General features: G+C 60.2%; 16 protein-coding genes. 7 read left to right on the forward strand and 9 right to left on the reverse strand.

The genetic code is table 11. The features are described from left to right. Window positions 1–33: 33 nt before the first annotated feature. Window positions 34–1,347 (forward strand): ATP-binding protein, encoded by a 1,314-nt coding sequence (locus C0058_RS01240; RefSeq protein ID WP_003213176.1) that lies wholly within the window; start codon window positions 34–36, stop codon window positions 1,345–1,347. 124 nt (window positions 1,348–1,471) lie between these two features. Here C0058_RS01240 and rimK read toward each other — a convergent pair whose 3' ends face one another. Genes rimK through C0058_RS01255 form a run of 3 tightly spaced genes read right to left on the reverse strand, consistent with a single transcriptional unit; the run spans window position 1,472 to window position 3,652 of the window. Then, a complete protein-coding gene (gene rimK / locus C0058_RS01245; protein ID WP_003213178.1) occupies window positions 1,472–2,377 on the reverse strand; it encodes a 30S ribosomal protein S6--L-glutamate ligase in 906 nt (301 codons plus the stop codon). Next, window positions 2,374–2,838, reverse strand: a complete 465-nt coding sequence (locus C0058_RS01250) for an ATP-dependent zinc protease (protein WP_371132397.1) — start codon at window positions 2,836–2,838, stop codon at window positions 2,374–2,376. Before C0058_RS01250 ends, rimK begins: the two co-directional genes overlap by 4 nt. 34 nt (window positions 2,839–2,872) lie before the next feature. After that, on the reverse strand, window positions 2,873–3,652 hold the full coding sequence (locus C0058_RS01255; RefSeq protein ID WP_102367890.1) for an EAL domain-containing protein: 780 nt from the start codon (window positions 3,650–3,652) through the stop codon (window positions 2,873–2,875). A gap of 116 nt (window positions 3,653–3,768) precedes the next feature. On the opposite strand from C0058_RS01255, the gene C0058_RS01260 reads away from it, so the two are divergent. Then, the gene (locus C0058_RS01260; protein ID WP_003213184.1) at window positions 3,769–4,176 is read left to right on the forward strand and encodes an RNA-binding S4 domain-containing protein; all 408 of its coding nucleotides are present in this window, start codon (window positions 3,769–3,771) and stop codon (window positions 4,174–4,176) included. A gap of 42 nt (window positions 4,177–4,218) precedes the next feature. Here C0058_RS01260 and C0058_RS01265 read toward each other — a convergent pair whose 3' ends face one another. Continuing rightward, the gene (locus C0058_RS01265) at window positions 4,219–5,019 is read right to left on the reverse strand and encodes a phosphatase PAP2 family protein (RefSeq protein WP_003213187.1); all 801 of its coding nucleotides are present in this window, start codon (window positions 5,017–5,019) and stop codon (window positions 4,219–4,221) included. Window positions 5,020–5,144: 125 nt separating this feature from the next. On the opposite strand from C0058_RS01265, the gene hslO reads away from it, so the two are divergent. Next, a complete protein-coding gene (gene hslO, locus C0058_RS01270) occupies window positions 5,145–6,047 on the forward strand; it encodes an Hsp33 family molecular chaperone HslO (protein ID WP_102367891.1) in 903 nt (300 codons plus the stop codon). A gap of 179 nt (window positions 6,048–6,226) precedes the next feature. Beyond that, window positions 6,227–7,768: a phosphoenolpyruvate carboxykinase gene (locus C0058_RS01275; RefSeq protein ID WP_003213191.1), complete on the forward strand. Its 1,542-nt coding sequence runs from the start codon at window positions 6,227–6,229 to the stop codon at window positions 7,766–7,768. 57 nt (window positions 7,769–7,825) lie between these two features. Here the strand turns inward: C0058_RS01275 and C0058_RS01280 are convergent, their stop codons facing one another. The 4 genes from C0058_RS01280 to C0058_RS01295 all read right to left on the reverse strand — a co-directional run bounded on the left by C0058_RS01280 (window position 7,826) and on the right by C0058_RS01295 (window position 10,172). Next, window positions 7,826–8,677, reverse strand: a complete 852-nt coding sequence (locus C0058_RS01280) for a DMT family transporter (protein WP_102367892.1) — start codon at window positions 8,675–8,677, stop codon at window positions 7,826–7,828. Window positions 8,678–8,730: 53 nt separating this feature from the next. Next, complete coding sequence (locus tag C0058_RS01285) at window positions 8,731–9,099, reverse strand: DUF1493 family protein (RefSeq protein WP_102367893.1); 369 nt, start codon at window positions 9,097–9,099, stop codon at window positions 8,731–8,733. Between the two features lie 309 nt (window positions 9,100–9,408). Further along, complete coding sequence (locus C0058_RS01290) at window positions 9,409–10,002, reverse strand: putative adenosine monophosphate-protein transferase Fic (protein ID WP_003213199.1); 594 nt, start codon at window positions 10,000–10,002, stop codon at window positions 9,409–9,411. Continuing rightward, window positions 10,002–10,172: a YhfG family protein gene (locus C0058_RS01295; RefSeq protein WP_003213201.1), complete on the reverse strand. Its 171-nt coding sequence runs from the start codon at window positions 10,170–10,172 to the stop codon at window positions 10,002–10,004. The genes C0058_RS01290 and C0058_RS01295 overlap by 1 nt, the downstream gene beginning before the upstream one ends. Before the next feature lie 209 nt (window positions 10,173–10,381). On the opposite strand from C0058_RS01295, the gene C0058_RS01300 reads away from it, so the two are divergent. From C0058_RS01300 to C0058_RS01310, 3 genes are all read left to right on the forward strand, one after another. Further along, window positions 10,382–12,319, forward strand: coding sequence for an ATP-dependent DNA helicase RecQ (locus tag C0058_RS01300; RefSeq protein ID WP_102367894.1), 1,938 nt, complete (start codon window positions 10,382–10,384; stop codon window positions 12,317–12,319). 114 nt (window positions 12,320–12,433) lie between these two features. After that, window positions 12,434–13,291, forward strand: a complete 858-nt coding sequence (locus C0058_RS01305; protein ID WP_003213205.1) for a M15 family metallopeptidase — start codon at window positions 12,434–12,436, stop codon at window positions 13,289–13,291. Window positions 13,292–13,351: 60 nt separating this feature from the next. Next, window positions 13,352–13,783, forward strand: a complete 432-nt coding sequence (locus tag C0058_RS01310; protein WP_003213207.1) for a thioesterase family protein — start codon at window positions 13,352–13,354, stop codon at window positions 13,781–13,783. 150 nt (window positions 13,784–13,933) lie between these two features. Here the strand turns inward: C0058_RS01310 and C0058_RS01315 are convergent, their stop codons facing one another. Continuing rightward, window positions 13,934–14,416, reverse strand: coding sequence for a glycine zipper domain-containing protein (locus tag C0058_RS01315; protein WP_008435777.1), 483 nt, complete (start codon window positions 14,414–14,416; stop codon window positions 13,934–13,936). Between the last annotated feature and the right edge of the window lie 24 nt (window positions 14,417–14,440).

Genomic DNA, 14,440 nt, shown 5'->3' on the forward strand with positions numbered 1-14,440 from the left:
GGCTCGCTCCTGCAAGGTGTCCAGCTGTCTTTTATGAAAACCCCGTTGTGGTTCCCGCAGAGTTTCTTCTCACGCACCCTTTGGCTGGTGCTCATCGTCGTACTGTTTTCCAAGGCCCTGACACTGGTTTATCTGTTGATGAACGAAGACGTGCTGGTGGACCGGCAGTACAGCCACGGTGTCGCGCTGACCTTGCGCGCCTACTGGGCCGCAGACCCCGAGAACCGCGAGAAGATCGCCAAGGCCGCTACCCTGGTCCGGGTCGCGGGCGCGGGCGTGCCCGAGGGCGAGCAACATTGGCCCTACAGCGAAATCTACCAGCGCCAGATGCAGGCCGAACTGGGTGAAGACACCGAGGTGCGGCTGCGCATGCATGTGTCGCCGGCGCTGTGGGTGCGAGCGCCGAGCCTGGGGGAGGACTGGCTGAAAGTGCCGCTGTATCCGCATCCCTTGCGGGGGCAGAAGATCTGGAACGTGCTGGGCTGGTTCCTGGCGATTGGCTTGCTTTCCACCGCGTCTGCCTGGATTTTCGTGCGCCAGCTCAACCAGCCGCTCAAGCGCCTGGTGTTTGCGGCACGCCAGCTGGGCCAGGGCCGCAGTGTGCGCCTGCCCATCAGCGATACGCCGAGTGAAATGACCGAGGTGTACAGCGCGTTCAACCAGATGGCCGAGGATGTCGAACAGGCGGGGCGCGAGCGCGAGCTGATGCTGGCGGGGGTGTCCCATGACCTGCGCACGCCGCTGACGCGATTGCGGCTTTCCCTGGAACTGATGGGTAACCACACCGACCTTACCGACGACATGGTTCGAGACATCGAGGACATGGACGCGATTCTCGACCAGTTCCTGGCGTTTATCCGCGATGGCAGGGACGAGGTGGTGGAAGAGGTCGACCTGACGGACCTGGTTCGCGAGGTGGTGGCGCCCTACAACCAGAATGGCGAGCAGGTGCGCATGCGCCTGGAGCCGATCCAGCCGTTCGCGTTGCGTCGGGTTTCGATGAAGCGCCTGCTGAATAACCTGATTGGTAACGCGCTGCATCACGCTGGTTCCGATGTGGAAGTAGCAGCCTACGTTTCCGGGGATACCAGTGCGCCTTACGTGGTGCTGAGTGTCATGGACCGTGGGGCCGGTATCGATCCGGCGGAACTGGAAGGTATCTTCAACCCGTTCACCCGCGGCGACCGTGCCCGGGGTGGCAAAGGCACGGGCCTGGGGCTGGCGATTGTGCGGCGGATTGCTTCAATGCATGGCGGCAATGTCGAATTGCGCAACCGGCCGGATGGCGGCCTGGAAGCGCGAGTGCGCTTGCCGTTGGGGCTGATGTTGCCCAGGGACGCGGTCTAAATGTGGGAGCGGGCTTGCTCGCGAAGGCGGTGGGTCAGTCCATAGAAATGTCGACTGATCCACTGCCTTCGCGAGCAAGCCCGCTCCCACACTGGTTTTGCGGTGCTTTACAGGTTGGGTGTCCTCAACCTTTGCCTTTGGTCCTGGTCATATTCGGCCCACCACTCTTCTCCAGATGCTGAATGATGATCCCCGCCACATCCTTGCCGGTGGTGGTCTCAATTCCTTCCAGGCCCGGTGACGAGTTCACCTCCATCACCAGCGGCCCGTGGTTGGAGCGCAATATATCCACACCCGCCACGCTCAACCCCATGACCTTGGCTGCCCGCAGTGCGGTCATGCGTTCTTCCGGGGTGATCTTGATCAGGCTGGCACTGCCGCCACGGTGCAGGTTGGACCGAAACTCACCCGGCTTGGCCTGGCGCTTCATCGCGGCAATCACCTTGTCGCCCACCACGAAGCAGCGGATATCCGCACCGCCGGCTTCCTTGATGTACTCCTGCACCATGATGTTCTGCTTGAGGCCCATGAACGCCTCGATCACCGACTCGGCCGCAGTCGCGGTTTCACACAGCACCACGCCGATGCCCTGGGTGCCTTCCAGCACCTTGATCACCAGCGGCGCGCCGTTGACCATCTCGATCAGGTCGGGAATGTCATCCGGGGAGTGCGCAAAGCCGGTGACCGGCAAGCCAATGCCACGGCGCGACAGCAACTGCAGCGAGCGCAGCTTGTCCCGCGAACGGGCGATAGCCACCGATTCATTGAGGGGAGACACCCCCATCATTTCAAACTGGCGCAGTACCGCGCAGCCATAGAACGTCACGGAAGCACCGATACGCGGGATCACCGCATCGAAGCCTTCCAGCGGTTTGCCCCGGTAGTGGATCTGCGGCTTATGACTGGCAATGTTCATATAGGCGCGCAACGTATCGATCACCACCATCTCATGGCCACGTTCGGTGCCGGCCTCGACCAGGCGACGGGTGGAATACAGACGCGGGTTACGCGACAGCACAGCGATCTTCATGCAGCACCTGTGGCAGAGGTAGTAGAGACCGGGAACACCGGCTTGTCTTGAACGTATTTGACGCCGGGACTGACCACCAGTTGGCCGTCAATCAGGGCCTTGGAGCCCAGCAACAGGCGGTAACGCATGGCCTTGCGGCAGGCGAGGGTGAATTCCACCCGCCATACCCGATCGCCCAGGGCCAGGGTGGTGCTGATCACATACCGCACCTGGGCCTGGCCGTTGGAGCTTTTAATGGTTTTCATCGCCACCAGCGGTGCTTCGCAGCGCCGGTGACGCAGTTGCACCACGCTGCCCAGGTGCGCGGTGAAGCGCACCCACTTTGCACCGTCGCGCTCAAATGGCTCGATCTCGGTGGCATGCAGGCTTGAGGTACTGGCGCCGGTGTCGATCTTGGCGCGCAGGCCTGCCACTCCCAAGTCGGGAAGTGCCACCCACTCACGCAGACCCACAACGGTCAAATGGTCAAATGTCTTCAATATGAATAACCGGCAATTAATTCGCCCAGGCGGCGGGTGATACCTCGGCCAGGGCTTTGAATGCAGGCTTGGCGAACCAGTAGCCCTGCATCAGAAATATTCCACAGTCGGCGAGAAAGTCCCGCTCGCCGGCGCTTTCGATGCCCTCGGCGATGACAATAACGCCCAACTGCTCACAGATTGTGACAATCCCCCGGACGATCACCTGACGGACACGATCACGGTCGACATCGCGGATCAGCGCCATGTCGAGTTTGATCAGGTCAGGTTGGAAATCGGCCAGCAGATTCAGCCCCGAATAGCCCGCCCCGAAATCGTCGATGGCGGTCTTGAAGCCGAATTCGCGGTATTCACGCAGAATATTCGTCAAATGGCGATAGTTATCTACATGCTCGCTTTCCAGGGTCTCGAAAATCAGCCGATCCAACGGAAAATTATGCGCCCGGGCCGCCTCCAGGGTGCTGCGGATGCACAGTTCTGGTCGATAGACCGCATTGGGCATGAAGTTGATTGAAAGGTGCGTCTGCATGTTGAGTGTCGAAGCGGTGGCGATCGCGCGGGTGCGGCATTGCTGGTCGAAACGGTAGCGATTGCTGTCGTTGACCTGATCCAGCACCGACATCGCGCCCTCACCATTCACGCCGCGCACCAAGGCTTCATGGGCAAAGATCGACTGGTCACGCAGGTCCACGATAGGCTGATACGCAAAGGCGAACTCAAAGCCCAGCGGCTCACTTTGCTGGCAGCCCGCACAGGCTTGTTTGGGCGAGGTCAGTGAAATGGGAAAGTCGGTCACACGTTAACCTCGCGAAAACAGGATGCTACCTGGCGTATCTTAGGTGAGCTCAAGGGTTTATGCGTTGAAGGGTTTCAACGGTAAAGTTGCGACATTTTTCAGAGCGAGGAATTCAAGTGGCTCAGAAGCAGGAAGAGGAAGAAAAAGTCCGTTTGGACAAGTGGTTGTGGGCGGCGCGTTTCTTCAAGACCCGTGCCTTGGCCAAGGCGGCGATCGAGAGTGGCAAGGTGCATTGGCGCGGCGAGCGTTGCAAGCCCGGCAAGGAGCCACGCATCGGCGATGAGTTTCAGATCCGTGCCGGGTTTGATGAACGAACCGTCGTGGTCCAGGCGCTTTCAATTGTGCGAAGGGGCGCTCCCGAGGCGCAGGCGTTGTATACCGAGACCGAAGCCAGCATCGCCAAGCGCGAAAACGCGGCGGCCATGCGCAAGGCCGGCTCCCTGGGCATGACCACCGACGGCAAGCCAAGCAAGAAGCAGCGGCGCGACCTGTTCAAGTTTCGCGGCAGTGGCAATGATGATTAATCGGCAGACCGCAGGAGCCAGGTCGGCTCCTGCTATTTCAACTCAAACGCTGCGAATCACGCTCAAGCGCTTAACCAGCGGTACTCGCCGAAACAATTCAAACACCGGGCCCGTCACTCGCACCAGCCCCCGCGAAACCTTCGCTGCAAAGGGCGTGTAGTAACCCCAGCCCAACGCCAACAGCGCCAGCAACACCCCACCGATATAATCGTCCTGCCCCCAATGCGCACCGGCTACCAGCCGCGGCATCATGAACAGCAGCGCCAAGCCCCAGATCACCAGCACCTGCCCGATCCGCTTGGCAAACACGGTCATGAACATGCCCCAGATCAGCAATACCGATGCATGATCCCCCGGGAAGCTCTGGCTGGAGCGGTCCTTCAACTCCCATGTCTTCTCCAGGCCCGGGAAATAGTCGCTCATCTGAATCGCGCCGCTGATCACCATCGACGGGCTATGGTGTTGCCAGCCCATCTGCGCTGCCAGCTTGGAAAACAGCATGCGGATAAACAGCAACAGCAGCAGAATGCCCAGGAAGCCGAAAAACGCCTGGCGCACTTCAATCGCCTTGAACACCCAGTCGCCACGGATCAACAGCGTCAGCAGAATCACCCCGACCACCGCGTCAAACGGCCGCAAACTGGCCACCGCCCACACATGCAGCCACGCGGAGCTGCTTGCCAGCGGGTCATTGAGCAGATGAAACAGCCACTCGTCGAAAACCGTGCAGAGCGCCTGGCCCGCCGGCCAGAGCCAAAAACACAGCAGCCCCACAGCGAGTAAATTACACAGGGCCAATCGCCCGAGGTCCCACCTGGCTTGGAACAAACCCGGATTGTTCATAAACTGTTTCCTCTTTGCTTTGAAGCGCTTCGTTTTCCCACAGAAGGCCGCACCAAAACGGTGCTAAAGCGTGTAATTCTATAAACCTTGTCATCTTTTTGTCATCAATTCAGATACCCAGACCTATGACTGATCTACCGGATACCGACTTCACCCAACGCTTCATCTTCGACGACAGCGACGCCCGCGGCGAACTGGTCGCCCTGGAGCGCAGCTATGCCGAAGTCCTCGCCAAGCACCCCTATCCGGAGCCGGTCGCGCAATTGCTCGGCGAGCTGATGGCGGCTGCCTCGCTGCTGGTGGGCACCCTGAAGTTCGATGGTTTGCTGATCCTGCAGGCCCGCTCCGAAGGCCCGATCCCGCTGCTGATGATCGAATGCTCCAGCGAGCGCGAAATCCGTGGGCTGGCCCGCTACGACGCGGACCGCATCGCCGCCGATGCGACCCTGGCTGACCTGATGCCAGACGGCGTGCTGGCCCTGACCGTCGATCCGACGGTAGGCCAGCGTTACCAGGGCATCGTCGACCTCGATGGCGAAACCCTGTCCGACTGCTTCACCAATTATTTCGTGATGTCCCAGCAAGTGGGCACCCGCTTCTGGCTCAACGCCGACGGCAAGCGCGCCCGTGGCCTGCTGCTGCAACAACTGCCGGCCGACCGCATCAAGGACGAAGAAGACCGCGCCGACAGCTGGGCCCACATCACCGCCCTGGCCGGCACCCTGAAAGCCGAAGAGTTGCTGGGCCTGGATAACGAAACCATCCTGCACCGCCTCTACCACGAAGAGGCCGTGCGCCTGTTCGACGTGCAGTCCCTGCGCTTCCACTGCAGCTGCTCCCGCGAACGCTCGGCCACGGCCCTGGTCAGCCTGGGCCTGGAAGACGCGCAGGACCTGGTGGTGGAACACGGTGGCAACATCGAGATCGACTGCCAGTTCTGCAACCAGCGCTACCTGTTCGACGCTGCCGATATTGCTCAATTATTCGCCGGCGCGGGCGTAGATACCCCTTCAGGCACCCGCCACTAAAACGTTTAAGCACAGGTAAATCACCTGACAAACGCCGGATTTCCGCCGTTCTGACCGGAGGGCCCTACTCTTTTTGGGCTTTTCTGGCATAATCCGGCCCACTTTTTTCGCGGTAGTAGTGCGCAACTTTCTACTACAAAACGTTTGGAGCACTCGGCCACTGGCCGACGGGGAACCTCATGACGCAAGCCAATAACGCCGTATACACCGATCTGAGTGTTGACGATCTGGTCAAAGAAGCCCTGCAGCGCGGTGAAGGCGTGCTTGCCGATACCGGTGCGCTGGTCGTAGAAACCGGTCACCGTACCGGCCGTTCGCCAGTCGACCGCTTCATCGTTGAAGAGCCTTCCACCCAGGCTGCCATTGCCTGGGGCCCGATCAACCGCAAGTTCCCGGCCGACAAGTTCGATGCCCTGTGGGCTCGCGTCGAGGCATTCAACAACGCGCAAGAGCATTTCGTTTCCCACGTTCACGTAGGGGCTGCAGAAGACCACTACCTGGCCGTGAAAATGACCACCCAGACTGCCTGGCAGAACCTGTTCGGTCGTTGCCTGTTCATCAACCCGGCCCAGTACAACCCGGCCGGTCGTGAAGAGTGGCAAGTGCTCAACGTGGCCAACTTCGAATGCGTGCCAGAGCGTGACGGCACCAACTCCGACGGTTGCGTGATCCTCAACTTCGCCCAGAAAAAAGTCCTGATCGCCGGCATGCGTTACGCCGGTGAGATGAAAAAAGCCATGTTCTCGGTGCAGAACTTCCTGCTGCCGGCCTCCGACGTGCTGCCGATGCACTGCGCCGCCAACATCGGCGAAGCCGGCGACGTGACCCTGTTCTTCGGTCTGTCGGGCACCGGTAAAACCACCCTGTCCGCCGACGAAAGCCGCTACCTGATCGGCGACGACGAACACGGCTGGGGCGAAGGTGTGGTGTTCAACATCGAAGGCGGTTGCTATGCCAAGTGCATCGACCTGTCCGAGAAGAACGAGCCGGTGATCTGGAAAGCCATCAAGCACGGCACCGTGCTCGAAAACGTGGTGATCGACGATGCCAAGCACGCCGACTACACCAACGTCAGCCTGACCCAGAACAGCCGCGCCGCCTACCCGCTGGAGCACGTGGCCAAGCGTTCCGAGAAAAACCTCGGTGGCGAGCCAAACGCTGTGATCTTCCTGACCTGCGACCTGACCGGCGTACTGCCGCCCGTGTCGATCCTCAGCGAAGAACAAGCGGCCTACCACTTCCTGTCCGGCTACACCGCCCTGGTGGGCTCGACCGAAATGGGTTCGGGCGGCGGCATCAAGTCGACCTTCTCCACCTGCTTCGGCGCGCCATTCTTCCCACGCCCGGCTGGTGAATACGCAGAACTGCTGATCAAGCGCGTGCGCGGCTTCGGCTCCAAGGTCTACCTGGTCAACACCGGCTGGACCGGCGGCGGCTACGGCGTTGGCAAGCGCTTCAACATCCCGACCACCCGTGGCGTGATTGCAGCGATCCAGAGCGGTGCGTTGATTGGTGCCGAGACCGAGCACCTGGACACCATCAACCTGGACGTGCCATTGGCCGTACCGGGCGTCGAGACTGGCCTGTTGAACCCACGTAACACCTGGGCTGACAAGGCTGCCTACGATGAAGCGGCGAAAGCGCTGGCGGGTCTGTTCATCGAGAACTTCAAGAAGTTTGAAGTGAGCGATGCGATCAAGGCTGCGGGTCCGAAGTTGTAAGATTCGGCCGTTGTGAAAAAGCCGCCCCTAGTGGGCGGCTTTTTTGTGGGCGAAGGATCAGTCGACGAGGTGCAGAACCACGGCTCCCACTAACACCAGCACCACACCGGTCACTTGCACCGCTGACAGCCGCTCCTTGAAAAACACAAACCCCAGAATCGCGGCGATCCCACCGGACAGGGTGCTGATCACTGTCACCACGGAAACCGACCCCGCCATTGCACCCCACGAGAACGCCGAGAACCCACCCAGGTTCATCAGGCTCGCGCTGGTCAGCGTTGCGCAGTTTTTCAGCGGTGGGATTTTCAGGCCGTCTTTGATCTTAAGCACCATCAACACCAGGACGCACAGGCCAACCAAATACCCAAGCCAAAGCATCGTGACCGGGCCAAGCGTCGGCAGGGTGTAGCGGCCCTGCACCCAAAAGCTTGTGCCGTAGAGCAACGCTGCGAGCATCGCGTAGGCGATTGAGCGGCTGGAGCTGTTGTGAGGGATGCCATTGTCCTTGTGAATGCTGGACAGGATCACGCCAATTACGCAGAGAGCGATGCAGCCGAGTTGGATCAGGCTGATGTGTTCGCCGCTGGCCCATGACAGCAAAGTAGTCACGACACCGTAGGACGTCACCAGCGGCGCGACAATCGCCGCTTTGCCCAGCGAGAAGGCCTTGGACAGCGCAAGGGCGCCGGAGACGGTCAGCAGGGCTGCTGCGGCTCCCAGGAGCCACACACTCAAAGGCGCCGCGAGGGATTTGACGAGGAAAGCCGGGAATATGACCAGCAGCAGGGTCATGATCAGGAAGCCCAGCGCCTGGCCGAAGTACACCGCGCGTTTGACGCCGACAGCTCGGGCGTTGAGGCCCACGAGGAAGTCCGTGCCGCCCCAGAGCAGGGCGGCCAGCAGGCCCATTAGTACGTCCATGTAAGGTCCTTGTTATTTTTTGAAGGCTGCGGTGTATCAAATTAAGGTTTTTTGTTCGCCCGGTTTTCCAGGGCTTGCGTGTCCCAGCGTTGGGCCTTGATAGCCAGGTAAAGCATGCCGATGGTCAGCGGGATTTTGTCGCCGCGGCCTTTGGCTCTGTGCTTCAGGAAGACATCGAAGACGGGAGGTTGGAAATAACGATAAGCGTCGTAGTCGTTCAAGTCGACAGCGAAGTCTTGCTCCAGAGCTTCCATCAATTGATTGGCTTCGGTGCCGTCGCAGCCCAGTTCGAGGTTGATGGCGGTTTCAAGGCGCAACGTCTTATGTTCGGGCAGGCCAATTTCTTCATGCAGCAGTTGCAGGAGCTGCTGCATCGCGATGTCTTCGGGGAAGTTGGGGGCCAGGTTCATGGTGGTTACGCGAGAGTGGGTGGAGGCGACCGACTTTATCGATGGCACCGCGATCCTTCAAACGAAACTGGTCAAATGTGGGAGGCGGGCTTGCCCGCGATGGCGGTGTTTCAGTGGTAAAGGTGTTGTCTGACACTCCGCTATCGCAGGCAAGCCAGCTCCCACATTTGATCGTTCCCACGCTCCGCGTGGGAATGCATCCCGTGACGCTCCGCGTCACCAGTGTTCATGGCTTGGGTCGTGCGCGGATGACGGGACGCGGAGCGTCCCTGGCGGCATTCCCACGCGGAGCGTAGGGAACGATCGGGGCTAGCGCGGGGTGCTGATACACCGCTCGAAAATCGCCTCCAACCCCCGATAATCACACGCCACCGCATCGATGTTCGCCGGTATCCACGCCGCATTCTTCACCAGCCACCAATTCACCGAAAACCCGGCATTCACGATGATCTGCTCGAACAGAATCCGCTGCGCCCGGCCGTTCCCTTCGCGAAACGGGTGGATCACGTTGAGGTCGCCATAGGCCTCGGCAATTTGCGTCACCAACTCTGCCTGCGTCACCCCGACAAACCAGTTCGCCTGCGCCATGTGCTGGATGATCTTGCTCGCCTCAGGCGGGATACGCTCCGGTGTGCAGAACAGCGTGTCGCCTTTCTGGATGTTGACCGTACGCAGTTCCCCGGCCCATTCGTAAATGTCTGCGAACAGGGTGCGGTGGATGTGTTGCAGGCGTTCCAGGTCGTAGGGCGGGGGATACAGCGGAAGGCTGCCGACAGCGATTTCAGACAGTTCCCGCTCGGCCTGGTGCAGGCGTTCTTCGTCGAACAAATCGAGGCGGTTACGCAGGACGCTGCTACCGGGGTAGCAGTACGGGTCCTGGCCCACGCCATATTTGTCGAGCATCAGCGTGGGGTGTTGCGGTACTTGGCGAGGACGGCTTCGCGGGTCGGCAGGGGTTTGTCGACGTCGGCGGGCTGGGTGTCGAACCCTTCCAGGCGCAGGCTGGCGAGGTAGTTGGAACGACGGATCTTGTCGTAGTGATCCTGCTTTTGCTCAAACGTCAGTTCGGCCATGACAGCGTCCTCTCGGTGCGAAGGTTGATTGTAGCGCAATGAGTTTCGAGATGCGTCCCGCGTAAGGTTGGAACGATTCTTACGGGTGCCTACTCCACTTCCCAGGCTGTGTATCATCCAGACTCTTTTTTCCTTGCGACCTTTCTCGATTCGCTGAATGCGCTGGTCTATGTTTTGGGCTCGTTCAGCGGTCAATGGAGTGACAGCTTATGCACAACACCCTCCAACAGGTCTTTGGTTATCCACAGTTTCGTTTGGGCCAGGAGGCGGTGGTCAGTGCCGTGCTGGCCGGCCGTTCGGCGGCGGCGATTTTTCCCACCGGTTCCGGCAAGTCCCTGTGTTATCAACTTTCCGCCGTGTTGCTGCCGCACCTGACGCTGGTGGTGTCGCCGTTGCTGGCGCTGATGCAGGACCAGTTGGGTTTCCTGCAGCGCCACGGTATCTCGGCGGGCAGCATCGACTCGGCCCAGAGCCGCGATGATGCCAATGACGTCATGGCCCGGGCGCGTTCGGGCGAGCTGAAGATCCTGATGGTTTCCGTGGAGCGCTTGAAGAACGAGCGCTTTCGCAACTTCCTGCAAAGCGTGCCGATCTCGCTGCTGGTGGTGGATGAGGCTCACTGCATTTCCGAATGGGGCCATAACTTTCGCCCGGACTACCTGAAGCTGCCGGATTACCAACGCCAGTTCCGCATCCCCCAGGCGCTGCTGCTGACCGCCACGGCGACGCCCAAGGTGATCGCTGACATGCAGGCCAAGTTCGCCATTGCACCTGACGATGTGATCACCACCGGCTTCTATCGCTCCAACCTCAACCTGCTGGTTGAGCCCGTCAGTGGCCAGGACAAGCGACGACGGCTGGTGACGTGGATGCAGGAGCGAGCCAATCAGCCAAGCATCGTCTACGTAACGCTGCAAAAAACCGCGGAGCAGATTGCCGAGCATTTGAATCGCAATGGAATCCAGGCCGAGGCTTATCACGCGGGCCTGGCTCACGATAAGCGGGAGGCCATTCAGAAGCGATTCATGGGCGGTCAGTCCAACTGCATCGTCGCCACCATTGCCTTCGGCATGGGCATCGACAAAAGCGATATCCGCAACGTGGTGCACTTCGACCTGCCCAAATCCATCGAGAACTACAGCCAGGAAATCGGCCGTGCCGGGCGTGACGGGCAGCCGTCTGAGTGTCTGGTTCTGGCCAACCGCGACAGCCTGAATATCCTGGAAAACTTTGTGTACGGCGATACGCCGGAACAGGAAGGTATTCGCCGAGTCCTGGAGGAAATACAGGCGGTCCGTGCCGATGGACAGTGGGAGTTTATGCTCCGCTCACTGTCGGACCACAGCAACATCCGTGAACTACCGCTGAAGACCTTGCTCGTGCAGCTTGAACTCAAGGGTGTGATTGCGCCGCGCTACGCGTTTTATGCCGAATACCGCTTCAAGTATTTGATTGAACCAGAGGCATTGCTGGCGCGTTTTACCGGCGAGCGGCAGCAGTTTGTCGCAGCGATTATCCAGGTCTGCAAACGGGCGAAAACCTGGGCGACGGTGGACTTCGACGCGCTGTATCAACAGCACCAGGCCGAGCGCAGCCGGGTGGTGAAGGCCCTGGATTACTTTCAGGAACAAGGCCTGATCGAGATGGAAAGCCGGCAGATGACCGAGGTTTACGCCCTGCTGAATACCGACTTCGATCCACAGGCGCTGAGCACGGAGTTATACACAGGCTTCAAGCAGCATGAGGTGACGGAGGTGGCGCGAATTCACGCCATGCTGGATCTGTTCGCGACACAGGAGTGCCTGGGTTACCGCCTGGCGCACTATTTCGGCGATGAAAACGCGCCCCGGCAGTGCGGGCACTGCTCGGTGTGCCACGGTAACGTCGCCCACTTGCCGGCGCCGCCGAACTTGCCGCCGCTTGTGGATAAAAACTTTCTCGCGCTGTGCGGTGAATTTATCCACAGCCACCATGAGTACAGCGGCGACTTGCCAAGCGCGGAGCGGCTGACACGGTTTTTATGCGGTCTCAGCGTGCCGTTGTTTACCAAGCTGAAGGCACGAGGGATTCCAGGTTTCGCGGTACTGGAGGAGTATCCCTATGCAGAGGTTCGTGAATGGGCGGAGGCAGGGTTGGAGGCACTCTGATTTCCGGTCTGGAGGGTCGCGCTTTCCCTTCCAGTGGCAGACGCCGCCGACAGCCGGACCGTGCCCGCACGTGAGAAGGTTTGACGCTTCACTTCTTCTGCAAAGGAATTGCCCATGGCTTTTGGTTTTTCTCGTGGTGTTGTCCCCGGCGTCTTGCTGTTCGCCGGGTTGCTGGTGGCACAAGGCACGCTGGCCTCGGTCATCCCGTTGAGCGTGAATGACTGTCGGCAGATGCAGCTTCGCAACACTATCACCGCCGCCAATCCATTGCCCTGCGCACGCCTGGCGCGGGTGACGTTCAGCTATGTGGACTTTGGCGGAGTGCTGCATAACAACGGGCAGCTCGTGGTGCTGGATGCCATCGCACCCCATGTGGAGGAGATCTTCAGGCAGTTGCTGCAACGTCGGTTCCCGGTGCATCAGGCGGTCAGGCTGGAAACCTATCGAGGCAACGACAAGGTCTCGATGGCCCGCAACAATACCAGTGGTTTTAATGGGCGCCAGGTCAGTGGCGCTTCGGGGTGGTCGCTGCACGCCTATGGCGCCGCAATCGACCTTAACCCTCTGCAAAACCCATTCGTTTTGTTCGGGCGTAACCCGCGAGGTGAATTCACCGGCCAGGCCACTGTTGAGCCCAGGGCAAGTACCGCAAATGCTGTTAACCGCCTGGATGCCCGCCCCGGCAAGCCGGCGCGCCCTGGCCGGGCAGAAGAGGTGATTGACCTGTTCGCCGAACACGGTTTTTTGACCTGGGGTGGTTATTGGGATTTTCCGCTGGATTACCAACACTTCCAGATCGGCCGGCGTTCGTTCGTGGAGTATCTGGCGCGGGTCACGCCGCAGCAGGCCAGCGCTGCAGTCGAGACCTATATCACCGCCTATCGCCAGTGCCTGCAGCAATCGGCCGAGACGGATCAAGCGCTCAAGCGTATGGCGTGCGTCCAGCAAACGATTGAGCAAAGCCCAACCTAGGCTTGCGGGTAGTGCTTGAACCCAGTATCAAGAGAGCCTCCTCCTGCCCGGGTTTTACCGATGACCAACGCCATGCCACAACGCGCCGATTACCGCCACTTCCAGCCGATCATCACGCGCTGGCACGACAACGATGTATACGGCCATGTGAATAACGTCACCTACTACAGCTTCTTCGACACCGCGGTGAATACCTACCTGATCGAGCAGGGCGGGTTGGATATTCATGACGGCGAAGTGGTTGGGTTTGTGGTGAGTTCGGCGTGCGACTACTTCGCCTCGATTGCCTTTCCGGACCGCATCGAGATCGGCCTGCGGGTGGGCAAGTTGGGCAACAGTTCGGTGCAGTATGAGTTGGCGGTGTTCAAGGCGGGAGAAGAAGATGCCTGTGCTGCGGGGAGGTTTGTGCATGTGTTTGTGGATCGAGCGTCGAACCAGCCGGTGACGATCCCGGGGATGTTGCGCGAGGCGTTACAGCGATTGGTGATCTGAATACGATCTGCGAAGCAATGAAAGTCAAATGTGGGAGCGGGCTTGCTCGCGAAGGCGGTGGATCAGTCGCCGGATGTATCGGCTGATACAACGCCTTCGCGAGCAAGCCCGCTCCCACATTAAACCCGCGTTGTTCTTTCGATTCGCGCGTTACCGGTGGTGGCGATAGTGATGCTTGTTTTTGCGATGCCCATAAGCATGGCCGCGCCCGCGATGGTCATCGCGGTCATAACGGCGGTTATCGCGCCCACGGTAACGACGATCATCGTCATCGCTCTTGTTGCCCATGTAGTTGCCCAGTGCACCACCGGCGCCACCGCCGGCTGCTGCGCCGATCAGGCTGCCGGTGCTGCCGCCGACACTGCGACCCACCACGTTGCCGCCGGCCGCGCCCAATGCGCCGCCAATGGCTGCTTCACCGCGGCTGCGCTTGTCTGCGCCCACCGCACTGCCGCCTGCGCCGCCAAGAGCCGCACCGATGGCTGAACCAGTGTTACCGCCCAACTGCTGACCTACGACAGAACCTAGAACCCCGCCCAATGCGCCGCCCACACCGGCTTCGGTGGTGCCACCGGCCATGGCTGCGCCACTGACCAGGCCAAGGGACAACAAGAGAATCGAGGAGAACTTCATAGAGGAACCTCAAGAGGATGACGG

It is taken from the genome of Pseudomonas sp. NC02, assembly GCF_002874965.1.
Lineage (GTDB): Bacteria > Pseudomonadota > Gammaproteobacteria > Pseudomonadales > Pseudomonadaceae > Aquipseudomonas.